This window comes from Frigoribacterium sp. VKM Ac-1396, assembly GCF_015350895.1.
In the GTDB taxonomy this organism is placed as follows: domain Bacteria; phylum Actinomycetota; class Actinomycetes; order Actinomycetales; family Microbacteriaceae; genus Frigoribacterium.
Window position 1 is genome coordinate 141,447 of sequence record NZ_JADKSD010000002.1, and the last position, 18,331, is coordinate 159,777.

Genomic DNA, 18,331 nt, shown 5'->3' on the forward strand with positions numbered 1-18,331 from the left:
GGGGTTCAGCTGAGCGCGGTGGCCTCGCCCCGGCGTCCGGAGCGTGCCGCGAAGGCGTCGAGCGCCGAGAGGACCTCGTCGGCTCGCCAGATCGTGCCCAACTTGTACTCGGCCTTCTGCTTGAGGACGCCCGACTCGACCAGCCGACGGAGCAGCGGGTAGACGTTGCTCGGGGCGAGCGACAGACGGCTGGCGGCCGTCGCGGCGTCGACGACGGGCTGGTGGACGAGCAGGTCGAGCAGGCGCCAGACCGACGAATCGCTCCGTGCAGTCACCCGGGTCGTCCACGATGCCCTCACGTCGTGGAGGTCGTCCACGAGCCTGCGGGCGTTCGCGACCGCCCGCAGGGACGCCTCGGCCGTCAACCGCACGATCGGGTCCAGCTCGCCTGCTCGGTAGGCGGTCAGGGCCCGGTGGTAGGCGTCGACGTCGGTCAAGAGGCCGGCCGAGACCGGCACGGTCACGGATCGCGTGACCCCCTTGGAGCGCAGCATCGCCTGGGTCAACGATCGCCCCGTCCTGCCGTTGCCGTCCGTGAAGGGGTGGATCGTCTCGAACTGGGCGTGGGTCACGGCCGTCTGGACGAGGACCGGCAGATCGTCGCGCCGCGCGAACGCCAGACAGTCGTCCAGCAGGGCCGGGACCCGGCCGCTGACCGGCGCGACGAACTCGGCGCCGACCGGGCTGGAACTGCTGCGACCGATCCAGACCTGTTCGTCGCGGAGGGCCCCTGGCGTGTGGCGTGCGTCCGAGGCCATCAGCGTGGCGTGCATCGTGAGCACGGAGGCGCGGGTCAGGTCGTCGGCCAGGTCGATCGCTGCCGCCATGGCCCGCGTGTTCGCGGCGATCAGGGTGGCGTTGCGCTTGCGCTCGTCCCCGAGCTCGGCTGTGAACACGGAGCGCGCGGTCGCGGTCAGGTTCTCGATGCGGGACGAGGCCACGGCCTCGCTTCGCAGCAGGAGTGGCGCGAAAGCGGCCACTTCGCCACCGAGGGTGGCGTCGAACCGCGTCAGTTCGAGTGACGCGTCCTCGGCCAGGGCGGCGACCTCGGGTGACGGGGCGGGACTCGAGTCGCGGATGAGAGGAGGCACCGCTGCCTCGAAGACGACCGCCCGGAGCGGCTCGGCACGGAGGCCCGCCGTCGGTCGCCCGGACGGGACCCAGTCGACCTTCTCGTGACCGATCGGTGGCCAGGGTGTCGACACGTCACCTCGCAAGTCAGAACGGGACCGGAGCATTTTATGAGCTGTGCATCGATCTCACAAAACGCCACCGCGAGGTTACGGCGCTCTCCGCGACGGCGCAACCGGCCGACGGCGTCGGCGGCCCCGGCTACGGTGGGCGCATGCCGAACCTGTTGCACCTCGACTCGTCCGCCGACCTCACGACGAGCCGTTCGCGCGCGATCACCGCGGCGTTCGCCGACGCCTGGCGCGCCCTCGGCGACGACCACGCCGTCACCCGTCGCGACCTGCACGTCGACCCCCTGCCGCACCTGAGCGACAGCGCGTTGCACTGGCCCCCGCGGTTGCGGCGGGCGGGCGACGCCCCCGACCCCGCGCACGAGGCCCTGCAACAGGCGCTCGTCGCCGAGCTCGTGGCCGCCGACGTCGTGCTGATCGGCGCCCCGCTGTACAACTACTCGCTGCCGTCGACGCTGAAGGCCTGGGTCGACAACATCCACCTTCCCGGCGTCACCGCACCCTTCGACGGCGACGACCAGCAGCCGATGCTCGGACGCACCGCGGTCGTCGTGACCAGCCGTGGCGGCTCCTACGACCCCGGCACGCCCACGGCGGGCTGGGACCACGCCGTCCCGGTGCTCGAGATCGTCCTCGGCGCGACCCTCGGCATGCGCGTCGAGACCATCACCACGAACCTCACGCTGAGCGATCGCCTGCCCATGCCCGACGAGGCGCGCGAGCGTGCCGTCCGCGAGCTCGGCGAGGCGAAGGAGGCGGCGGTCGCCTCGGCCCGTCGCCTCGGCTGACCGTGTCGTCGCGTCCCCGGGGCGGTCGCCGGGCCGGTGCCGCGCGTCGCGTGAAGTCCGTCGTCGCTCGGGTCTTCGGCATGCTGTCCGCGGCCCTCGCCATCATCGGGCTCGTGCGGCTGCTGCAGGGGCAAGCCGGGTTCGGCGCCGCCTTCCTGTTCGCCGCGTTCGTCTCGGTCGTCGTGTCGTACGCGCTCGTCCGCAGCGTCAACGCGTCCCGGAGTCGGACCGACGGGCAGCGCCGTCCCGACGGGCAGCGACGTCCCGACGGGCGGCCTCGTCCCGACGGGCAGCCTCGTCCCGACGCGCCGCCTGGGCGGGGCGACGACCGGCGTCGCTAGGCTCGGCGGCATGCAGAGCCGCACCCTCGGAACCCGTTCATCCTTCCTCGCCGACCGACCCGTCTCGGTCGTCGGCCTCGGCACCTGGCAGCTCGGAGCCGACTGGGGCGACGTCTCCGAGAGCGACGCGCTCGACGTGCTGGGCGCCTCCGTCGAGTCGGGGGTGACCTTCTTCGACACCGCCGACGTCTACGGCGACGGCCGGAGCGAGCAGATCATCGGGCGCTTCCGTGCGTCGAACCCCGACGTGCCGCTGACCGTCGCGACCAAGATGGGTCGTCGTCTCGAGCAGGTGCCGTCGAACTACGTCAAGGAGAACTTCGTCGCCTGGACCGACCGTTCGCGTCGCAACCTCGGCGTCGACACGCTCGACCTGGTGCAGCTGCACTGCCCGCCGACCGCCGTGTTCGAGAGCGACGCCGTCTACGACGCGCTCGACGAGCTGGTCGAGGCCGGGGCGATCCGCGCCTACGGCGTCAGCGTCGAGGAGACCGCCCAGGCCCTGACCGCCATCGCGCGGCCGAACCTCGCGACCGTGCAGATCATCCTCAACGCCTTCCGGCTCAAGCCGCTCGACGAGGTGCTGCCCGCCGCGCAGCGCGCCGGGGTCGGCATCATCGCCCGCGTGCCCCTGGCCAGCGGCCTGCTGTCGGGCAAGTACACGACCGAGACGACGTTCGCCGAGAACGACCACCGCAGCTACAACCGTCACGGCGAGGCGTTCGACCAGGGCGAGACCTTCAGCGGCGTCGACTTCGAGCAGGGCGTCGCCGCGGCGCAGGAGTTCGCCGCAGCCGTCCCCGACGGCGTCACCGTGCCGCAGGCGGCCCTCGCCTGGATCGTCGAGCAGCCGGGCGTCAGCACGGTGATCCCCGGCGCACGCAACGTGGCCCAGGCCACGGCGAACGCGGCGGCGGGCAGCGTGGGCGAGCTCGACGACGGGCTCGACAGCGAGGTCGTCCGCATCTACGACCAGTACTTCCGAGAGGCCGTGCACGGTCGCTGGTAGCCCCGGCACGACGCCGGGCACCGCGTGACGGGTCGGGTCAGCGCGGGCCCGGGGTCGCCACGAGGCGGCCGATCAACGCCACGCCCGAGCCGATGATCAGCCCGCCGACGACGTCGGACGTCCAGTGGGCCCCCACGTGGAGGCGCGACCACGAGACCGCGCCGGCCAACGGCACGAGGGCTGCCGCGGCACCGGGCGACTCGATCGCGACGCCGGTGACGAAGCCGGCGGCACACGCCGCGTGGCCGGAGGGGAACGACGCCGAGAGCGGCTGGCTGCGCAGCCGTCGCTCGATCGGGACGTCGTCGATCAGCGGGCGGTTGCCGCCGAAGATGCGCTTGCCCACGATGTTCGCCATGGCGCTGGCGAAGCCGAGCGACAGCGCGCCGCGGACGGCGGCCCGACGCTGGCCGACGAGGGCCAGGCCCGTGGCCACGGCGGCCCACAGCAACCCGTGGTCGGCGAAGTGGCTGAGGCGGCTGAGGTTCCGGTCGACGACGGGCACGCCGCGGACCGCGTTGATGCGCTTCGCGGCCCGACGGTCGGCACGCAGCACCCAGGCGGGCAGGACCTGGCGGGGCGTCTCGGAGGGGAGGGGAAGCAGGGGCACCGGTCCACCGTATCTTTCCTCGGGGACCGTGCCCGCGCCTCCTGGGGGTGGACGCGCGAGGCGGCGGCCGAGCCGAGGGGTACAAGCTGGCCGGTCCGCGACGGCCGCCGCGTACACCGGGGACATGGCCGACAACATGTACACGCCCCAGAACCCCGTCACCCAGTACCCGCAGCCGCCGTTCGAGCACCAGCAGCAGAGCGCCCCCGGCGACGTCCACGCCATGAAGCCCGAGCCCGACCACGGCGAGACCAGCTACGTCGGCAGCGGCCGCCTGGCCGGCCGCAAGGCCCTGGTCACCGGTGCCGACAGCGGCATCGGTCGCGCCACCGCCATCGCCTTCGCCCGTGAGGGCGCCGACGTCGCGCTGAGCTACCTCGCCGACGAGCAGTCGCAGGCCGAGGAGGTCGCCGCCCTCGTCCGCGAGGCCGGTCGCACGGCCGTCCTGCTGCCGGGCGACCTGCAGGTCGAGCAGACCAACGTCGACGTCGTCGAGAAGACGGTCGCCGAACTCGGCGGGCTCGACATCCTCGCGATCATCGCCGGCGTCATGCCGACCGTCAGCAGCATCGACGACTTCGAGACCGAGACCCTCGACCACGTGCTGAAGGCCAACATCTACCCGCTCTTCTGGCTGACCAAGGCGGCGTCGCCCCACCTGAAGCCGGGCGCGTCGATCATCACCACGTCGTCGATCCAGGGCTTCCAGCCGTCGCCCGACCTCGCCGAGTACGCCGTGTCGAAGGCCGGCATCGCCAACTGGACCCGTGCCATGGCCCAGCAGCTCGCCGAGCGCGGCATCCGCGTCAACGGCGTCGCACCCGGCCCGGTCTGGACGCCGCTGCAGCCGGCCTTCGTGCCGAACGAGAAGATCGAGAGCTTCGGTTCGGAGGCCGCCTACGGTCGACCCGGCCAGGCCGTCGAGCTCGCCCCGTCGTTCGTCTTCTTGGCCAGCCAGGAGTCGAGCTACATCAGCGGCGAGACCATCGCCGTCACGGGTGGCACGCCGATCCACTAGGTCACTCAGCCTACGAGGACACCGTCGAGTGGACGAGGCACCGCTGAACACCGCGGTGCTTCGTCCACTCGACGGTGTTCTGATTCGGGGCGTGCCGCGCCGGGTCGGGCCGGGTCGCGCCGGGCCGGGCCGAGCCGGGCCGCACCGAGCCGAGCCGGGCCGCACCGAGCCGGCCCCACGCGGGCCCGGATCAGGGGTGCCGAACGCCCTCGCCGGCGATCACGGCACGGTACCCCTCACGGTAGGTCGGGTACGTGAAGGCGAACCCGGTGCCGCGCAGGCGGGCGTTCGACAGCCTCTTGTCGCCCCCGGCCTGGCGACCCCGAGGAGGCGCGCTCGGCGGCCCGGGCACCCCCAGTTCGCCGGCCACGAACGTCAGCACGTCGTCGAGCCTCGACGGCTCGTCGTCGACCCCGACGTACAGGTCGTCGGTCACGCCCGGGGTCGTCGTGAGGTGGACGATCGCGGCGGCCGCGTCGTCGCGGTGGATGCGGTTGGTGTGCGGCGAGCTGCCGGCCGGCTCGGCCAACCGGGCCTCGCCCCCTCGCACCTGCTCGATCAGTCGCTCACGGCCGGGGCCGTAGATGCCGCCGAGCCGGAACACGATGCCGTCGGGTCGGCGCTCGTGCAGCAACGCCTCGGCCTCGAGGATCACCTCGGCCGTGGGTGAGGCTCCGGTCGCCGGGGTCGATTCGTCGACGAGGGCGCCGTCGTCGACGTCGTACACGGCGGTGGACGAGACGAAGAGCACCCGGGCGTCGGCGGCCCCCGCTTGGTCGAGGGCGTCGAGGACGTTCCGCAGACCGTCGACGTACGACGCCCGGTAGGTGTCGACGTCGCGCGACCCTGCCGAGAGGGCGACGACGACGACCTCGGTGTCGGCCGGGAGCGTCGGGCGGGTCGTGCTCAGGTCGACCGACACGCCCTCGATCGCGTCGGGCACCACGTCGGCGGACCGCCGGAGCCCGATCACGCGGTGCCCGAGCGCCCTGAACCGGAGCGCGGCCTCGGTGCCGAGGTCGCCGCAGCCGGCCAGCACGACCGTCATCGCGAGGCCTCGCCGGATGCGGAAGCGGACGCAGGAGTCGCAGCCGACGCACCACTGCCCGCCTCGTCGGCGGAGCCGACGAACCGGTCGGTCGCCGCGATCAGCGCGTCGAGGATGCCCGGCTCGTCGAACGCGTGCCCCGCGTCGTCGACCAGGACGAACTCGGCGTCGGGCAGGGCGGCATGCAGGTCGAAGGCCGTGGTCGCCGGGGTGCACAGGTCGTAGCGGCCCTGCACGATCACCGTGGGGATGTGCGCCACGAGGTGCGCGTCACGGATCAGCTGCCCCTCGTCGACGAAGCCGCGGTTGACGAAGTAGTGGTTCTCGATGCGGGCGAAGGCGAGGGCGAACGCCGGGTCGGAGTAGCGCTCGACGAGGTCGGGTCGGGGCAGCAGCGTGATCGCCGAGGCCTCCCACGTCGACCAGGCCACGGCGGCGGGCCCGTGCACGGCCGGATCGGGGTCGGCCAGCAGGCGCGAGTAGGCCTCGATCAGTCCGCCCGGCCGACGTTCTCGCACCGGCACGGGGGCGAGGTACCCCTGCCACCGGTCGGGCAGCACGTTCGAGGCGGCACCCTCGTAGAACCAGTCGAGCTCGCTCTGGCGCAGCGTGAAGACGCCTCGCAACACGAGCTCGGTGACCCGGTCGGGGTGGCTCTCGGCGTAGGCGAGGGCCAGCGCCGAGCCCCACGAGCCGCCGAAGACCTGCCACCGCTCGATGCCGAGGTGCTCGCGCAGCACCTCGAGGTCGGCGACGAGGTGCTGCGTCGTGTTCGTCGAGAGGTCGGTGCCGTACGTGCCCGCGTGCGGCGTGCTGCGGCCCGCCCCGCGCTGGTCGAGCAGCACGATCCGGTACCGCGCCGGGTCGAACAGCCGACGGTGGGCGGGTGACGAGCCGCTGCCGGGCCCGCCGTGCAAGAACACCACGGGCTTGCCGTCGGGAGCGCCGCATTCTTCCCACCAGACGTGCTGGCCGTCGCCGACGTCGAGCAGGCCGGAGTCGTACGGTTCGATCTCGGGGTAGAGCGGAGGCATGTCGACGAGCGTAGCCGGGGGTACCGACGCCGGACGGCGAGGTGACGGGCCTGTGGGTGGTGACCCGCGCCTCCTCGGCTGGGGACGAGGTGACCCGTGCCGGACGGTCGCGGGGCTCAGAGGCGGGCGAGCGTCAGGTCGTCCTCGTCGCCGTCGAACCAGCGGTCGAGCACGGCGCGGAACACCGGCTCGGACGGGTCGGCCCGCCCGAACAGCGTCATCGACGAGCGCAGCTTGACGGCGTCGACGCCGCCCATCAGGTCGTCCGCGCTCGAGGCGGGTGCCTCGGCGACGACGCCGGCCGCCTCGCGCAGCCGGGCGCCGAGCACGGGGTGCGTGAGGTAGGCCCTCGCCTCGTCGAGCGACCGGATCGAGTAGGTGCGGTCCATGCCGCTGTGGCCGAGACCGGCGATCTGGGGCAGGACGAACCACATCCAGTGCGACGACTTGCGTCCCCGGCGCAGCTCGCCGAGTGCTCTCTCGTGCGTGGCGGCGGCGTCCTGGGCGTCGACGAAGCGCTGCAGGTCGAAGGGATCGTCCATGAGCCCGTTCTACGCCGCGCCCCCACCGCAGGTGCTCGCGTGACGACGGCCCCCGGCGCTAGGCTGGCGGGCTGCCCGACCGGGTGGCAGGCGCGTGGCCGCCGACCACCTCCAGCCCGGGAGACCCCGTGACCGACCTCGTCATCGACGAACTCGTCGTCCCCACCACCCTCGAGCCCGGCGGGCACGCCGACCGTGTCGCGGACTACGTCGAGGCCGTCGCCCTCGAGAACGCCGTGCAGGCCGAGGTGCTCGGCTTCGGCGACCTCGACTTCGGCCCCGCCGAACAACTCCCGCAGTGGCACGACCCCTTCTCGCCTCGGCGGCTCTTCGTCGTCCGGTCCGGGGGCCGCATCGTCGGGCAGGCGACGTACGAGACCCTCGCCGAGCCGGCGGTGACGACGTGCTGGCTCGGGGTCGCCGTCGCCCGCGAGCACCGTCGTCGCGGCGTCGGCACGGCCCTGCTCGACCACGTCGAGGCCGTCGCCCGGGCCGCCGGTCGCACCGACGCCATCTCCTTCGTCGCCTCGACCCAGGGCGTCGCCGCGGCCCGGGGCGTCGCCCCGGCCGACCGCCTCGAGGCCTCGACCGGTCACGGCTGGGTGCCCCGCGCCTCCTCGGAGGTCCGCTTCGCGCTCGCGCGCGGCTACGCGCTCGGCCAGGTCGAGCGCATCAGCCGACTCGCGCTGCCGGTGGACGGGGAGGCGCTGGCCGCGATCCGCTCCGAGGCGCTGGCCGCGGCGGGCGACGAGTACCGCGTCCACACCTGGTCGGGCCCCACGCCCCGGCCGTGGCGGTCCGACGTCGCGGCGATGGCGACCGCGTTGAGCACCGACGCGCCGACGGGCGACGTGCCCGAACCCGAGGACGTCTGGACCGTCGAACGACTCGTCGAGGCGGAACGGCGACGTGCCTCGACCGGACGGGCGTCGCTGACCGCCGCGGCGGAGCACGTGCCGTCGGGCCGACTCGTGGCGTGCTCCGATCTCGCGGTGCCCGACGACGCCTCCCGCCCGGTGATGCAGCAGATGACCCTCGTGCGGCGGGACCACCGCGGGCACCGGCTCGGCTGGCTGGTGAAGGTCGCGAACCTCGACCAGCTCGCCGTCGAACGCCCGGGGCGGTCGGCCGTGCTGACCTTCAACGCCGAGGAGAACCGCCCGATGCTCGCGGTCAACGAAGCCGTCGGGTTCGTGCCGGTCGGCGTCGAGGGGGTCTGGCACCGGCTGCTGTGAGGCGCGTGCCGACCCCGACCGGCGGACGGTGCCGAGGCGTGCCGCCCCGGGCGGCCCGGCCGGGTCAGGCGACGAAGTCGGCGCTCACCTCGGCGGTGACCTCGATGTCGTCGGGGTGCAGGTCGAACGTGGTGGGGCCGCCCGTCGAGAACGTCGCGGCGGCGCGGGCGAGGCCGAACGGGCTGCCACCACCCGACGCCCCCGGCCGCAGCCCCGGCTCGAAGACCGACTGCAGCGTCGGCTGCCCGAGCCCGAGGGCCTCGGCGTAGTCGCCGGCCCGGCCGACCGCGTCGGCGATCGCGGCGACCCGCACGGCCTTCTCGACCTCGGGGCGTCGGGCGTGGCTCAGCGACCACTCGATCCACTCGATGGTCACCCCGGGCTCGACGGCGACGTCGCCCACCCACGACGCCAACGCGTCGAAGTCGCTGAACCGGACGTCGACGGCCGCCCGCGTGCGGAATCTCACGACCGAGGAGGCACGGCTCGCGTCGGCGCCGTCGCTGCGGTCGGTCACCGCCTCGGTCACGACCCCGACGGTGACGCTCTGGGCGCTCCACCAGGTGGCGGCCTCCTGTCGGCGCCAGGCGGTGGCCTGTTCGGTGAGGCGGACGTGCACCGCGGCGGTGTCGCGCACGACCTTCTCGCGGTCGTCGCCCTCGAAGCCCACGCTGAGGTGGACGACACCGCGCTCGGCACGGTGGCGGTGGGTGGCGGAACCGGACACCGAGAGCGTCGCCATCGCGCGCCTCCTTCGTCTCGACGGGTGCTGCAGGGTCTGTCAGGAGGTGCGTCGGCGGCCGTGGGCGGCCGGCCCGGCGCACGCCCGGCGGTTCACCCGACCGGGTCGGCCGTCGCCACCGGGGTGCCGGCCTCGGTGATCGGTGTCGCCGTGACGCGACCGATGAACGCGTTGAGGTCGTCGAGTTCTTCTTGCGAGACGCCGTGCGCGAGCCCGGGGTAGACGGTCTGCTCGGCGTCGGCGTGCTCGTCGAGCCAGGCTTGGGTGCGCTCGACCGCCTCGACGGGAATGACCTGGTCGACGTCGCCACGACCGTAGAACACCGCGGGTCGCGCGGCGGCCAGGGCCTCGTCGCGCGCGCCAGCACGCTCGAGCGTGTCGTCGTCACCCGCGGCGGGGACCACGAAGCCGGCCAGCACGGCGGCGAAGGCGAACCGCTCGGGCGCGTGCCGCAGCAGCTGCAACGACAGCGAGCCGCCCTGCGAGAAGCCGAGCAGGCTGACGCTCGGGTGGACGTCGGGCAGGGTGTCGAGCCAGGCGAGGACGGCTTCGGCCGCGTCGTCGACGGCGCCGGGGTCGGGTGCGCCGGGCGTCGAGAGCGGGTACCACGAGAAGCCGTCGCCGTGCGGCAGCGGTGCCCGCAGCGAGGCGGCCACGAACTGCTGCGGCAGGTACGGGGTGAGGCCGATCAGGTCGCCCTCGTGCGAGCCCACGCCGTGCAGCAGCACGAGCAACGGACGCCCCTCACGCTCGGCCTCGACGGCGGACCACTGGACGAGGGACGGGTCGATCTGCACCATGGGCCGAGCCTAGCGACGGGTGACGACATCGGGGCCGGTGCTGTTCGCCCGTAGCGTCACGCGCCGCGATCGCGCTGCCGGACCGGTAAGAATGGCGCATGAGTTCCGTGCGGACACCCGACCCCGACCCCAATCCCGGCTGGCTCTCGGAGGACGAGCTCTTCCACGCGCGGCAGCACCTGCCGATCCTGTACGTCGAGGCCGTGCCCGTGCGGACCGACGGCATGGGGGTCGTGACCGAGGTCGGGGTGCTGCTCCGCGCCTCCGACGAGGGGTCGATCTCGCGCATGCTCGTCTCGGGCCGCGTGATGTACGGCGAGAGCCTGCGCACCGCGCTCTTCCGCCACCTCGAGAAGGACCTCGGGCCGATGGCGTTCCCACAGCTGCCGGCGTCGCCCGTGCCGTTCCAGGTGGCGGAGTACTTCCCGTTGCCCGGCTCGTCGGTCTACACCGACCCGCGCCAGCACGCGGTGTCGCTCGCCTACGTCGTGCCCGTCACCGGCACCTGCGACCCGCGGCAGGACGCCCTCGAGCTGACCTGGCTGACCCCGCACCAGGCCGCCTCCGACGAGGTCGCCGCCGAGATGGAGGGCGGCCGCGGCTCCCTGCTCCGCAGCGCCCTCGCCTCCGTCGGCGCCCTGCACTAGCCGCCGAGGCCCCGTGGCCCCGTGGCCGCGAAACGAACGACCCCGGGCCGGCCGACGCGACCCAAGCCTTCGGGTGCGTCGTCCGGACCGGGGTCGGTCCGTGTGTCAGAGCTCAGGAGGCGCGGGTCGTCCCGTCAGGACGACCCACCCCACCGGCGTGGTCGCCTCAGCGACCGCCGCGCTGGCCGCCGCCGGTGCGGGCCTTGCCGCCGACGAGGCCGCCGACCTTGAGCGAGCCGGGACGGCCGCCCTCGGAGGAGGCGCGGCGTCCGCCGGAGCGCTGACCGCCACCGTCGCGCGAGCCGCCACCGTCGCGCGAGCCGCCGAGCGACGCGGCGAACTCGGCCTGGTCGTTGCGGACGGCGTTGGTGCGGCTCTGGCCGCCGTCGCTCTGGGTGCCGCTGCTCTGGGCGCGGCGACCGGTCTGGCGGGTGCCACGGGTCTCGTCGCGAGCTCCGTCGCGGCCACCCCGGGCGTCGTCGGCGACCGGGGTCACGGCGCCGCGGCCGGACTCGGTCGAGTAGAAGGTCGAGGCGCCACCGCGCGGGGCGGCGTCGCGACGCGCGCCGTCGCGGCCACCCTGGCGGCCGCCGTCACGCGAGCCGGCCGAGCGACCGGCACCGGCACCGGCGCGACCGGCCTCGGAGCCGCGACCCGCGCCTCCTTGGCTGGGACGACCCGAACGGTCCTTGCGGGCGATCGGGGCACCGGTGCTGTCTTGACGGGCGGCGCGCTTGCGCTGGGCGTTGGCGCCCTGCGAGCGTCCACCACCACCCTGCTGCTGCTGGACGGCAGCCTTGGGCGAGGGCTTGACGTAGGCGGCGACCTGGCCGACGAGGGCGTCGACCTCGGGCGAGTTCGGCGTCACGGCGGTGATGGTCGGGCGGATGTCGGCCTTCTTCATCAGCTGGGCGACGTCGCGCTTCTGGCTGGGGATGACGAGGGTGACGACGTCGCCCTCGGCCCCGGCGCGGGCGGTGCGGCCCGAGCGGTGCAGGTACGCCTTGTGCTCGGTCGGCGGGTCGACGTGGATGACCAGCTCGATGTCGTCGACGTGCACGCCACGGGCGGCGACGTCGGTGGCGACGAGGACGCGGGCGCTGCCGTCTTGGAAGGCGGCGAGGTTGCGGTCACGCTGCGGCTGGGAAAGGTTGCCGTGCAGGTCGACCGAGGGGATGCCCGACTCGGTGAGCTTCTTGGCGAGCTTCTTCGCGTGGTGCTTGGTGCGCATGAAGAGGATGCGGCGGCCCTGGCCGCTCGCGAGCTTCTGGATCAGCGCGTTCTTGCTGTCGACGTCGGGCGTCTCGAAGACGTGGTGGGTCATCTTGGCGACGGGCGAGTTGGCCTCGTCGACCGAGTGCAGCACCTCGTTGTGGAGGAACTGCTTGACCAGCTTGTCCACGCCGTTGTCGAGGGTGGCGCTGAAGAGCAGGCGCTGGCCGTCGTTCGGGGTGGCCTTGAGGATGCGCGTGACGCCGGGCAGGAAGCCCAGGTCGGCCATGTGGTCGGCCTCGTCGAGCACGGTGATCTCGATGGCGTCGAGCTTGACGAAGCCCTGCTTCATGAGGTCTTCGAGGCGGCCGGGGCAGGCGATGATGATGTCGACGCCGGCCTTGAGGGCCTGCACCTGACGGTTCTGCGAGACGCCGCCGAAGATCGTGGTGGTGCGCATGCCGTAGGCCTCGGCGAGCGGGGCGAGCACGGCGTCGATCTGGGTGGCGAGCTCGCGGGTCGGGGCGAGCACGAGGCCGAGGGGGCGCCCGGCGCGGCGGTTGCCGCCGGCGAGCTTGCCGCCGAGGCGGGCGGCCATGGGGATGGAGAAGGCGAGGGTCTTGCCCGAGCCGGTCTTGCCGCGGCCGAGCACGTCGCGGCCGCCGAGGGTGTCGGGCAGCGTGTCGACCTGGATCGGGAACGCGGTGGTCTTGCCTTCGGCGGCGAGGGACTTCACGATCGGGGCGGGCACGCCCAGCGAGCTGAAGGTGACGGCGTCGGCCGTCTCGTCGACGGTCGTGGCGTCGGTGTTCTCGGCGGCGGTGTTCGCCTGGTCGAGGGTGTTCGTTGACATGTGGTGCACCTTTCGGGGCATCGGTGTCGAGCCGGGCCGAGGCTGCCTGACCACCTGCTGGTGCGAGGGCACGTCGGGGACGTGCTCGCACGAGGGCGGGGCAGTGCCGGGAGAACGGCTGTCGTAGCCGGGCTCGAGGTGTGGCGACGGTGCAGGTGTGCACGATCGTTTCGCCGCAGAGTGAGCTTCGCGCGCCTGCTGTTCTGCCTGGGTGTGTGCCAGGACGGAGAGGCGGTGAGGGGCGTGCTACGACGCAGGGAGCCGATCGGACCGGCTCGCAAGTGACCCCAGCCTAGCGGCTGGGGCCCGAAAACGCGACGGGTGTGGTCTGCACGGGTGTGCAGCGCGCGTCACGCCCGTGTTGCGGACGAGCCGAGGAGGCGCGTGTCGCGTCTCGAGGGCTCCGTCACGCGCAGAGCAGTTGGCTCCCGATGACGGAGAGTCCCACGAGCGCAGCCCCGACCAGGACGAGCAGAACAGTTGCCTCGGTGAGGCGTCTTCTCACGGTCGAGCGCCAGGTGAACAGCCGGAGTGCCGTGACGGAACCGATCAGGACGGCCATCAGCGATTGGAGGCAGATGGTGATGACGACGACGCCTTCCGGAATGGACTCGTCAGGGGAGTTGGGGAGCGAGACATCCGTCGCAAGAACGACAGCAAGTAGTCCGGAGAGCAACGAGACGGCTCCGGTGACGATGGCCGCCAAGATGATTGGCCACTCCGTTCTCGGCCAGGGGTCTTCCTCCCGACGGCACACGCTCACCGACGTCAAGGTCAACAGCGTGGGCGCGAGGGCCGCTGTCGCCCTCTCGGAGGGCGTGACCGGTTCGGGGCATTGGCCGTGGCGCATCCCTGCAGCGCGAACACGTGGTTTGCCAAGAGCACCGAAGCCCACACCCCCGGAGGCAGCCACAAGATGCCTAGGGCGAACTGCCGGGCCAGCCGCATGTGTCTTCGGCATTCCACCCGCGTCGAGCTCGTCATGCCCAGCCCGAGTCGCAGCAGTCATAACCAAGCTCGGTCGTTGATTCCGACGAGACACCCTCCTTGGCTGGGTCGTGACCGTTGCAACCCCTTCACCACCATGGCGTGACTGCCTCAGTGCTGTCGAGCCGCAAGGTGCATCAGTCACGACGCTGAATTCGGCTCGGCCTGGTCGAGCGCGGTTGCGGCCTAGTGAGCAGGTGGCAGAGATGCGAGGGACGCGACGAATGCAGCTGCTATGAATGCGGCAGCCAACCCGGCGATGTGAAGCGCTCGTTGCTTCGCTGGAACGCTCGGGGCCTGTTGGACGTCGAAGCGCACGAGACTCACCAGCGATGGCCCGACTAGCAGACAGAGGAACATCGCAATCGGCGCCAAGCCCAGAACTACGTGCGACAGGTTCGGATCGGCGGTGATAATCAGGCCCTGTATCAAAAGAAGGCACGATCCGGCGAGAGAGCAGGCGAGGTGAGCAACGCGAATTGGCCTTCCGGACTGGAAATCGTCTTGTTTCGCCGGGGACAGGGCTCGTGTCGAGATGACCAGTGGCGTGGTGGCCGTCAGAGTCAGCAGCAGCAGGACAGGAGACCATGGCCTCAAGGAGGCTTCATAGAAGAGTTGGAGGACGAGGAACGGGTAAAGCGGCGCCCCCAGGGCCCCGAGTCCCACCCACGATGCTCTCTTCCAGGTCATCACAGCCCTTCGCGAACAAGATCCTGGACACGTTCGCGGAAACCGACACCTAGCTCGTGCAGTTCGCCCGCCAGTTCGGTCCCGTCGGGGTCGCGAGCATCGTTGCTCTCGCCAGGCAGTCTTGAGCCAAGGAGGAGAAGCGCCGCAGGCGCTTGCAATCTCAAGTCAACCCACCAACCTCTGACGAACATGCTCCTAGCGGCGGATTCAACGGTGGTCGTCGTTGACCCGAAACGGCGAGCATAGAACTGACTAGCGCGCCACCGGGAGTCGCTCGTTTCCTTAAGGCGCATCTCCCGAACGACATCGCTCAAGGTCCGGTCCTTGTCGGCCAACATCCACCGGGCAGCAAGATAGGCATCGACGTCAGCGACCAAGTCCTCGCGTGAGAAGGAACCGCCCTGTCCGCCGACGCGCTCACGCATCCATTGACGGACGCCATGCCGGAAGGTACCTTCACGGCATTCGCTTACGTAGTCTCGCCAACACGTGACAAGGTCGAGAGCCCATCCTCCCAAGTCGCCCACCGATGCCTCAGGGGTGGCCTCCGGCACGCCGAAGCGCATGTAGCTCCGAGCTGTGGCCGCGAAGTGAGCGACGTCATACCAGTCGGTGCCGGGTCTGGTCGGAACGTCGACTGTCTCGAACCGCGCTCGTACCTGTGCGAGGGATTTCAGGTGTGAGCTGGATGGATCGTCGCCTTCGATAGGGGGCGTGAACACCTGCCACTTCGTGTCCTGGGTCCAGTATTCAGGCTTCTGCATGCGCTGCAGAACAATGTCGTTGTACTCCCATGCGCTGATTCCGCTCGCCCCGACAGATTCTGCCCTGACATTCCACTCGGTGAAGATCCAGGAGAAAGCCTCGTCGTACCTCGGTGAGCTCGAGCGATCGAGAACGGGAACCGGCAGCACCTGCCCCCGCCCGACCGGGTCGGCCCGGCTCGAGGCGATGTCCTTGTCGAGCTCGAGGGAAGTGCCGCCCGCCGAGAGCTTGTACTCGAGCACCTGGTCGTAGGCCCAGTTCTTCGGCAGGGGGAAGCCGAGGTTGCCGCTGTAACCGGTCGACATGCCACTCACGAACGAGCTGGTGGCGAGGCCCGCCTCCGACACCTTCGCGCAGACGTTGCGCGTGCCGTAGATGCCGACCTTGTACTGCACCAGGCGCGACGAGGCGATGCCCCGGGCGATGCCCCGGAAATACGGGATGATCAGCGCGGGGATCTCGGCCGCAGTGGCGTCGTAGTCGACCGCGAAGAAGATCGTCGTCCCCGCCGTGAAGCCGAGGTTGCGAGCCCGTTTCGCCGCGGCGACGGCCTGACCGTAGCCGGCCGCCTCGGTGAAGTAGCCAGGCGCGTTGTTCCACTCCTGGAAGATCGGGAACACCTTGAGCCCCGCGTCGAAGATGACGTCCAGCTCGCCCGGTGCCAGCCGTTTGGCGGCCACGGACAGATAGCGCCCGACGGCCGTGTAGCCGTGGGCCGTGAGCAAGGCCGCGGTCTCGGGCGTCAGGACAGTCGACGCGTCCGCCGCGGTGCCCGGGCGCGTCGGATCACCCGTGCTCACCAGGAGGGAGGCCCACGTCCGGTAATCGCCCGAACCGTTGCCGCCCAGCTCGGCGAAGGACTGGAACGCGCGCACGACCGTGGCTGTGCTCGCGCCGAAGACACCGTCGAAGGGCGCCTCGTAGCCGTTGAAGGTCAGGGCCGCCCGGAAGAGGCGGACGAACGCCTTGCCGCTGTCTCGCGAGCCTGTGGAAACCAGAGCGCTGCTCTTGATGCCCGCCTGGGTGCCGGGGCCGAAGTTTCCGTTGGCCACACCGTCCGCCATGCCGATCTCGTACTGAAGGGCCAGCATGAGCCCCCGCTGCACGTCGCGCGAGAAGATGCCGTCGCACGGGACGATGAAGTAGTCCTGCCGAGAGTGGTACCTCGAGTTCATCCACTTCTGGACGGCACGGACGGCATTCGTGCCGGCACCGATCCGGACGTAGGCGTCCATCGTGAAGAGGCTCTTGAACGCCTTGGGCGTGAGTGAAGGATCAGGTGACAGGCCCATGTCGCCGCGCATCGACACGATGCCGGCGCCGACGTCGGCGGTGAACGAACCGAAGGTCGCGCCTCCTTGGTAGCCCTTGCACCAGAGCCCGCATTGGGCCAACGCGGTGATCGCCCGGTGCGCCGCGGCGTTGCCGGCCGAGAGCGATCCGACCTTGGAGGTCAGGGTCGACATGGTCGTCGGCCCGAACGAGTCCGACTTGGCCGAGATGCCCAGCTCGTGTTGCAGGGCGCGCGTGAGGGCGAACATGGTCGACCAGCCACTCTGCCCGTCGACGGCGAGGCGGGTGAACCACGAGTGGCTGCCGTACGTGTCGTTGAGGTGCTTCTGGGACTTCTCGACCCATGGATCTCTCGTCATCGGTTGCCCTTCAGATCGTGCCGGTGGCGGCGTCGGTGGTCAGGGGAGTGCCCGAGGGGCTGATGTCGACCGCCACGTCGGCACCCGTCGTGCGGCGGCGGGCTGTCGGCTGATCGGGTGCGGCGAGCGTGACGGTGGCGACGTGGATCGACGTGACCTTCGGGCGGGATCGAGCGGTGACGGGTGCCGGTTCGAAGAGGAGCGTGACCGTCGTTCCGGCGGGGAGCGCGTCCGGCAAGGCCACGTGCAGCAAGCGTGTGCCGTCGACGCTCTCGTCGGTCACCGTGAAGCGCGAGACATCGCTCTCGGCGTCGTCGATCAGTGCGGAGGTGAGAGAGGGCGGCGTGGTCAGCGTCCCGTCGAGGGTGACGGTCAGCACGGCACCGCCCGGGACGCTGCCGGGGCCGACGCTCGCGCACCGGACCGTGGTGGGGACACGGTACTGACGCAAGTCGCCCTCCTGTGTCACTGCGAGGTCCGACCAGCCCGCCGAGAGCTCGACACCCCAGACCGCGGCCAGCGGGGTCGTGGCGGTCGTGCCCCAGGTGGTGCGAGCCGAACGGCCGTCGGTGAGCGTCACGGTCAGGGCGGTGTCGGTCACGGGGCCGATGTCGTCGTCCGGATACCGCTCGGCTGGTCGGAGGGGTAGCGAGAGGGCTGCCTCGGCTGGAGGAGTTCGCTCGGACCCTTCGAGGGCCGGGACGTCGGCGGTCACGATGGTCCGAGTCGGAGAAAGCAGGGACGGTTCGGACAGCGCCACGAAGGTCAGGTTCGTGCCCCGCTCGACGATGAGCCCGTCGCTGGTGTCGTACAGCCGCGGATCGAACTCGAGGCTGAGCGAGAACGGCTCCCCTGCGGCTCCGGTCACCGCGGCCGACAGGGCCACCTGGACGAGGTGCTCGGCGGCGAAACCCTGCTCGAGGACACCGATCTCGTGGGTGGCGTCGCCTGTCAGGAAGAACTGGCCGCCGGCTGGTTCGTCGTCCTGTTCGGAAGCCGCCGCAGGGCGGGCGGTGAAGGGGATGGCCAGCAGAGGGGCGCCGATGGCTACGGCTGCCACGCTCAGAGCCTGGCGCCGTGAAAGTTCTGTCCGAAACATCTAGAAAGCATGCCAGTCATGCGGTATGAATACCAGGTGCACAACCGTCCGCACCGA

At 71.4% G+C, this 18,331-nt stretch carries 17 protein-coding genes; 6 read left to right on the forward strand and 11 right to left on the reverse strand.

The features are described 5' to 3' along the window. Positions 1-5: 5 nt before the first annotated feature. Positions 6-1,205, reverse strand: coding sequence for a Fic family protein (locus ITJ55_RS07720; protein ID WP_370544074.1), 1,200 nt, complete (start codon positions 1,203-1,205; stop codon positions 6-8). A 140-nt stretch (positions 1,206-1,345) separates the two neighbouring features. Between ITJ55_RS07720 and ITJ55_RS07725 the strand changes: the two genes are divergently transcribed. Genes ITJ55_RS07725 through ITJ55_RS07735 form a run of 3 tightly spaced genes read left to right on the forward strand, consistent with a single transcriptional unit; the run spans position 1,346 to position 3,340 of the window. After that, positions 1,346-1,990: an FMN-dependent NADH-azoreductase gene (locus ITJ55_RS07725; RefSeq protein ID WP_194594905.1), complete on the forward strand. Its 645-nt coding sequence runs from the start codon at positions 1,346-1,348 to the stop codon at positions 1,988-1,990. A 50-nt stretch (positions 1,991-2,040) separates the two neighbouring features. Further along, a complete protein-coding gene (locus tag ITJ55_RS07730) occupies positions 2,041-2,331 on the forward strand; it encodes a hypothetical protein (RefSeq protein ID WP_194594906.1) in 291 nt (96 codons plus the stop codon). 10 nt (positions 2,332-2,341) lie between these two features. After that, the gene (locus ITJ55_RS07735; RefSeq protein WP_194594907.1) at positions 2,342-3,340 is read left to right on the forward strand and encodes an aldo/keto reductase; all 999 of its coding nucleotides are present in this window, start codon (positions 2,342-2,344) and stop codon (positions 3,338-3,340) included. Between the two features lie 37 nt (positions 3,341-3,377). On the opposite strand, the gene ITJ55_RS07740 is transcribed toward ITJ55_RS07735, so the two are convergent. Continuing rightward, a complete protein-coding gene (locus ITJ55_RS07740) occupies positions 3,378-3,950 on the reverse strand; it encodes a phosphatase PAP2 family protein (protein ID WP_056259865.1) in 573 nt (190 codons plus the stop codon). A 124-nt stretch (positions 3,951-4,074) separates the two neighbouring features. On the opposite strand from ITJ55_RS07740, the gene ITJ55_RS07745 reads away from it, so the two are divergent. Next, the gene (locus ITJ55_RS07745) at positions 4,075-4,968 is read left to right on the forward strand and encodes an SDR family oxidoreductase (protein WP_305038562.1); all 894 of its coding nucleotides are present in this window, start codon (positions 4,075-4,077) and stop codon (positions 4,966-4,968) included. A 190-nt stretch (positions 4,969-5,158) separates the two neighbouring features. On the opposite strand, the gene ITJ55_RS07750 is transcribed toward ITJ55_RS07745, so the two are convergent. The 3 genes from ITJ55_RS07750 to ITJ55_RS07760 form a co-directional block, all read right to left on the reverse strand. Further along, positions 5,159-6,016 carry an NAD-dependent epimerase/dehydratase family protein gene (locus tag ITJ55_RS07750; RefSeq protein WP_194594908.1) on the reverse strand — a complete coding sequence of 286 codons (858 nt, stop codon included), beginning with the start codon at positions 6,014-6,016 and terminating at the stop codon, positions 5,159-5,161. Beyond that, entirely contained in the window at positions 6,013-7,050 is a 1,038-nt protein-coding gene (gene pip, locus ITJ55_RS07755; protein WP_194594909.1) for a prolyl aminopeptidase, read from the reverse strand. Before pip ends, ITJ55_RS07750 begins: the two co-directional genes overlap by 4 nt. Before the next feature lie 116 nt (positions 7,051-7,166). After that, entirely contained in the window at positions 7,167-7,592 is a 426-nt protein-coding gene (locus ITJ55_RS07760; RefSeq protein WP_194594910.1) for a DUF1810 domain-containing protein, read from the reverse strand. Between the two features lie 128 nt (positions 7,593-7,720). Between ITJ55_RS07760 and ITJ55_RS07765 the strand changes: the two genes are divergently transcribed. After that, positions 7,721-8,827: a GNAT family N-acetyltransferase gene (locus ITJ55_RS07765; protein WP_194594911.1), complete on the forward strand. Its 1,107-nt coding sequence runs from the start codon at positions 7,721-7,723 to the stop codon at positions 8,825-8,827. Between the two features lie 64 nt (positions 8,828-8,891). On the opposite strand, the gene ITJ55_RS07770 is transcribed toward ITJ55_RS07765, so the two are convergent. Both ITJ55_RS07770 and ITJ55_RS07775 read right to left on the reverse strand, forming a co-directional pair. Continuing rightward, positions 8,892-9,569: an SIMPL domain-containing protein gene (locus ITJ55_RS07770; RefSeq protein ID WP_194594912.1), complete on the reverse strand. Its 678-nt coding sequence runs from the start codon at positions 9,567-9,569 to the stop codon at positions 8,892-8,894. A gap of 92 nt (positions 9,570-9,661) precedes the next feature. Next, entirely contained in the window at positions 9,662-10,369 is a 708-nt protein-coding gene (locus tag ITJ55_RS07775) for an alpha/beta hydrolase (protein ID WP_194594913.1), read from the reverse strand. Positions 10,370-10,467: 98 nt separating this feature from the next. On the opposite strand from ITJ55_RS07775, the gene ITJ55_RS07780 reads away from it, so the two are divergent. Then, positions 10,468-11,016, forward strand: coding sequence for an NUDIX hydrolase family protein (locus ITJ55_RS07780; RefSeq protein WP_056259849.1), 549 nt, complete (start codon positions 10,468-10,470; stop codon positions 11,014-11,016). 166 nt (positions 11,017-11,182) lie between these two features. Here ITJ55_RS07780 and ITJ55_RS07785 read toward each other — a convergent pair whose 3' ends face one another. From ITJ55_RS07785 to ITJ55_RS07800, 4 genes are all read right to left on the reverse strand, one after another. Continuing rightward, a complete protein-coding gene (locus ITJ55_RS07785; protein ID WP_194594914.1) occupies positions 11,183-13,081 on the reverse strand; it encodes a DEAD/DEAH box helicase in 1,899 nt (632 codons plus the stop codon). Between the two features lie 406 nt (positions 13,082-13,487). Beyond that, a complete protein-coding gene (locus ITJ55_RS07790) occupies positions 13,488-13,787 on the reverse strand; it encodes a hypothetical protein (RefSeq protein ID WP_194594915.1) in 300 nt (99 codons plus the stop codon). Positions 13,788-14,757: 970 nt separating this feature from the next. Beyond that, on the reverse strand, positions 14,758-17,175 hold the full coding sequence (locus tag ITJ55_RS07795; RefSeq protein WP_194594916.1) for a glycoside hydrolase domain-containing protein: 2,418 nt from the start codon (positions 17,173-17,175) through the stop codon (positions 14,758-14,760). 10 nt (positions 17,176-17,185) lie between these two features. Beyond that, positions 17,186-18,235: a hypothetical protein gene (locus ITJ55_RS07800; protein ID WP_194594917.1), complete on the reverse strand. Its 1,050-nt coding sequence runs from the start codon at positions 18,233-18,235 to the stop codon at positions 17,186-17,188. Between the last annotated feature and the right edge of the window lie 96 nt (positions 18,236-18,331).

Bases quoted from the DNA above. Each gene is read 5' to 3' on its own strand.
- ITJ55_RS07725 (WP_194594905.1), top strand. From the start codon at position 1,346: ATGCCGAACCTGTTGCACCTCGACTCGTCCGCCGACCTCACGACGAGC.
- ITJ55_RS07735 (WP_194594907.1), top strand. From the start codon at position 2,342: ATGCAGAGCCGCACCCTCGGAACCCGTTCATCCTTCCTCGCCGACCGA.
- ITJ55_RS07745 (WP_305038562.1), top strand. From the start codon at position 4,075: ATGGCCGACAACATGTACACGCCCCAGAACCCCGTCACCCAGTACCCG.
- ITJ55_RS07750 (WP_194594908.1), bottom strand. From the start codon at position 6,016: ATGACGGTCGTGCTGGCCGGCTGCGGCGACCTCGGCACCGAGGCCGCG.
- pip (WP_194594909.1), bottom strand. From the start codon at position 7,050: ATGCCTCCGCTCTACCCCGAGATCGAACCGTACGACTCCGGCCTGCTC.
- ITJ55_RS07760 (WP_194594910.1), bottom strand. From the start codon at position 7,592: ATGGACGATCCCTTCGACCTGCAGCGCTTCGTCGACGCCCAGGACGCC.
- ITJ55_RS07770 (WP_194594912.1), bottom strand. From the start codon at position 9,569: ATGGCGACGCTCTCGGTGTCCGGTTCCGCCACCCACCGCCACCGTGCC.
- ITJ55_RS07775 (WP_194594913.1), bottom strand. From the start codon at position 10,369: ATGGTGCAGATCGACCCGTCCCTCGTCCAGTGGTCCGCCGTCGAGGCC.
- ITJ55_RS07780 (WP_056259849.1), top strand. From the start codon at position 10,468: ATGAGTTCCGTGCGGACACCCGACCCCGACCCCAATCCCGGCTGGCTC.
- ITJ55_RS07785 (WP_194594914.1), bottom strand. From the start codon at position 13,081: ATGTCAACGAACACCCTCGACCAGGCGAACACCGCCGCCGAGAACACC.
- ITJ55_RS07795 (WP_194594916.1), bottom strand. From the start codon at position 17,175: ATGACGAGAGATCCATGGGTCGAGAAGTCCCAGAAGCACCTCAACGAC.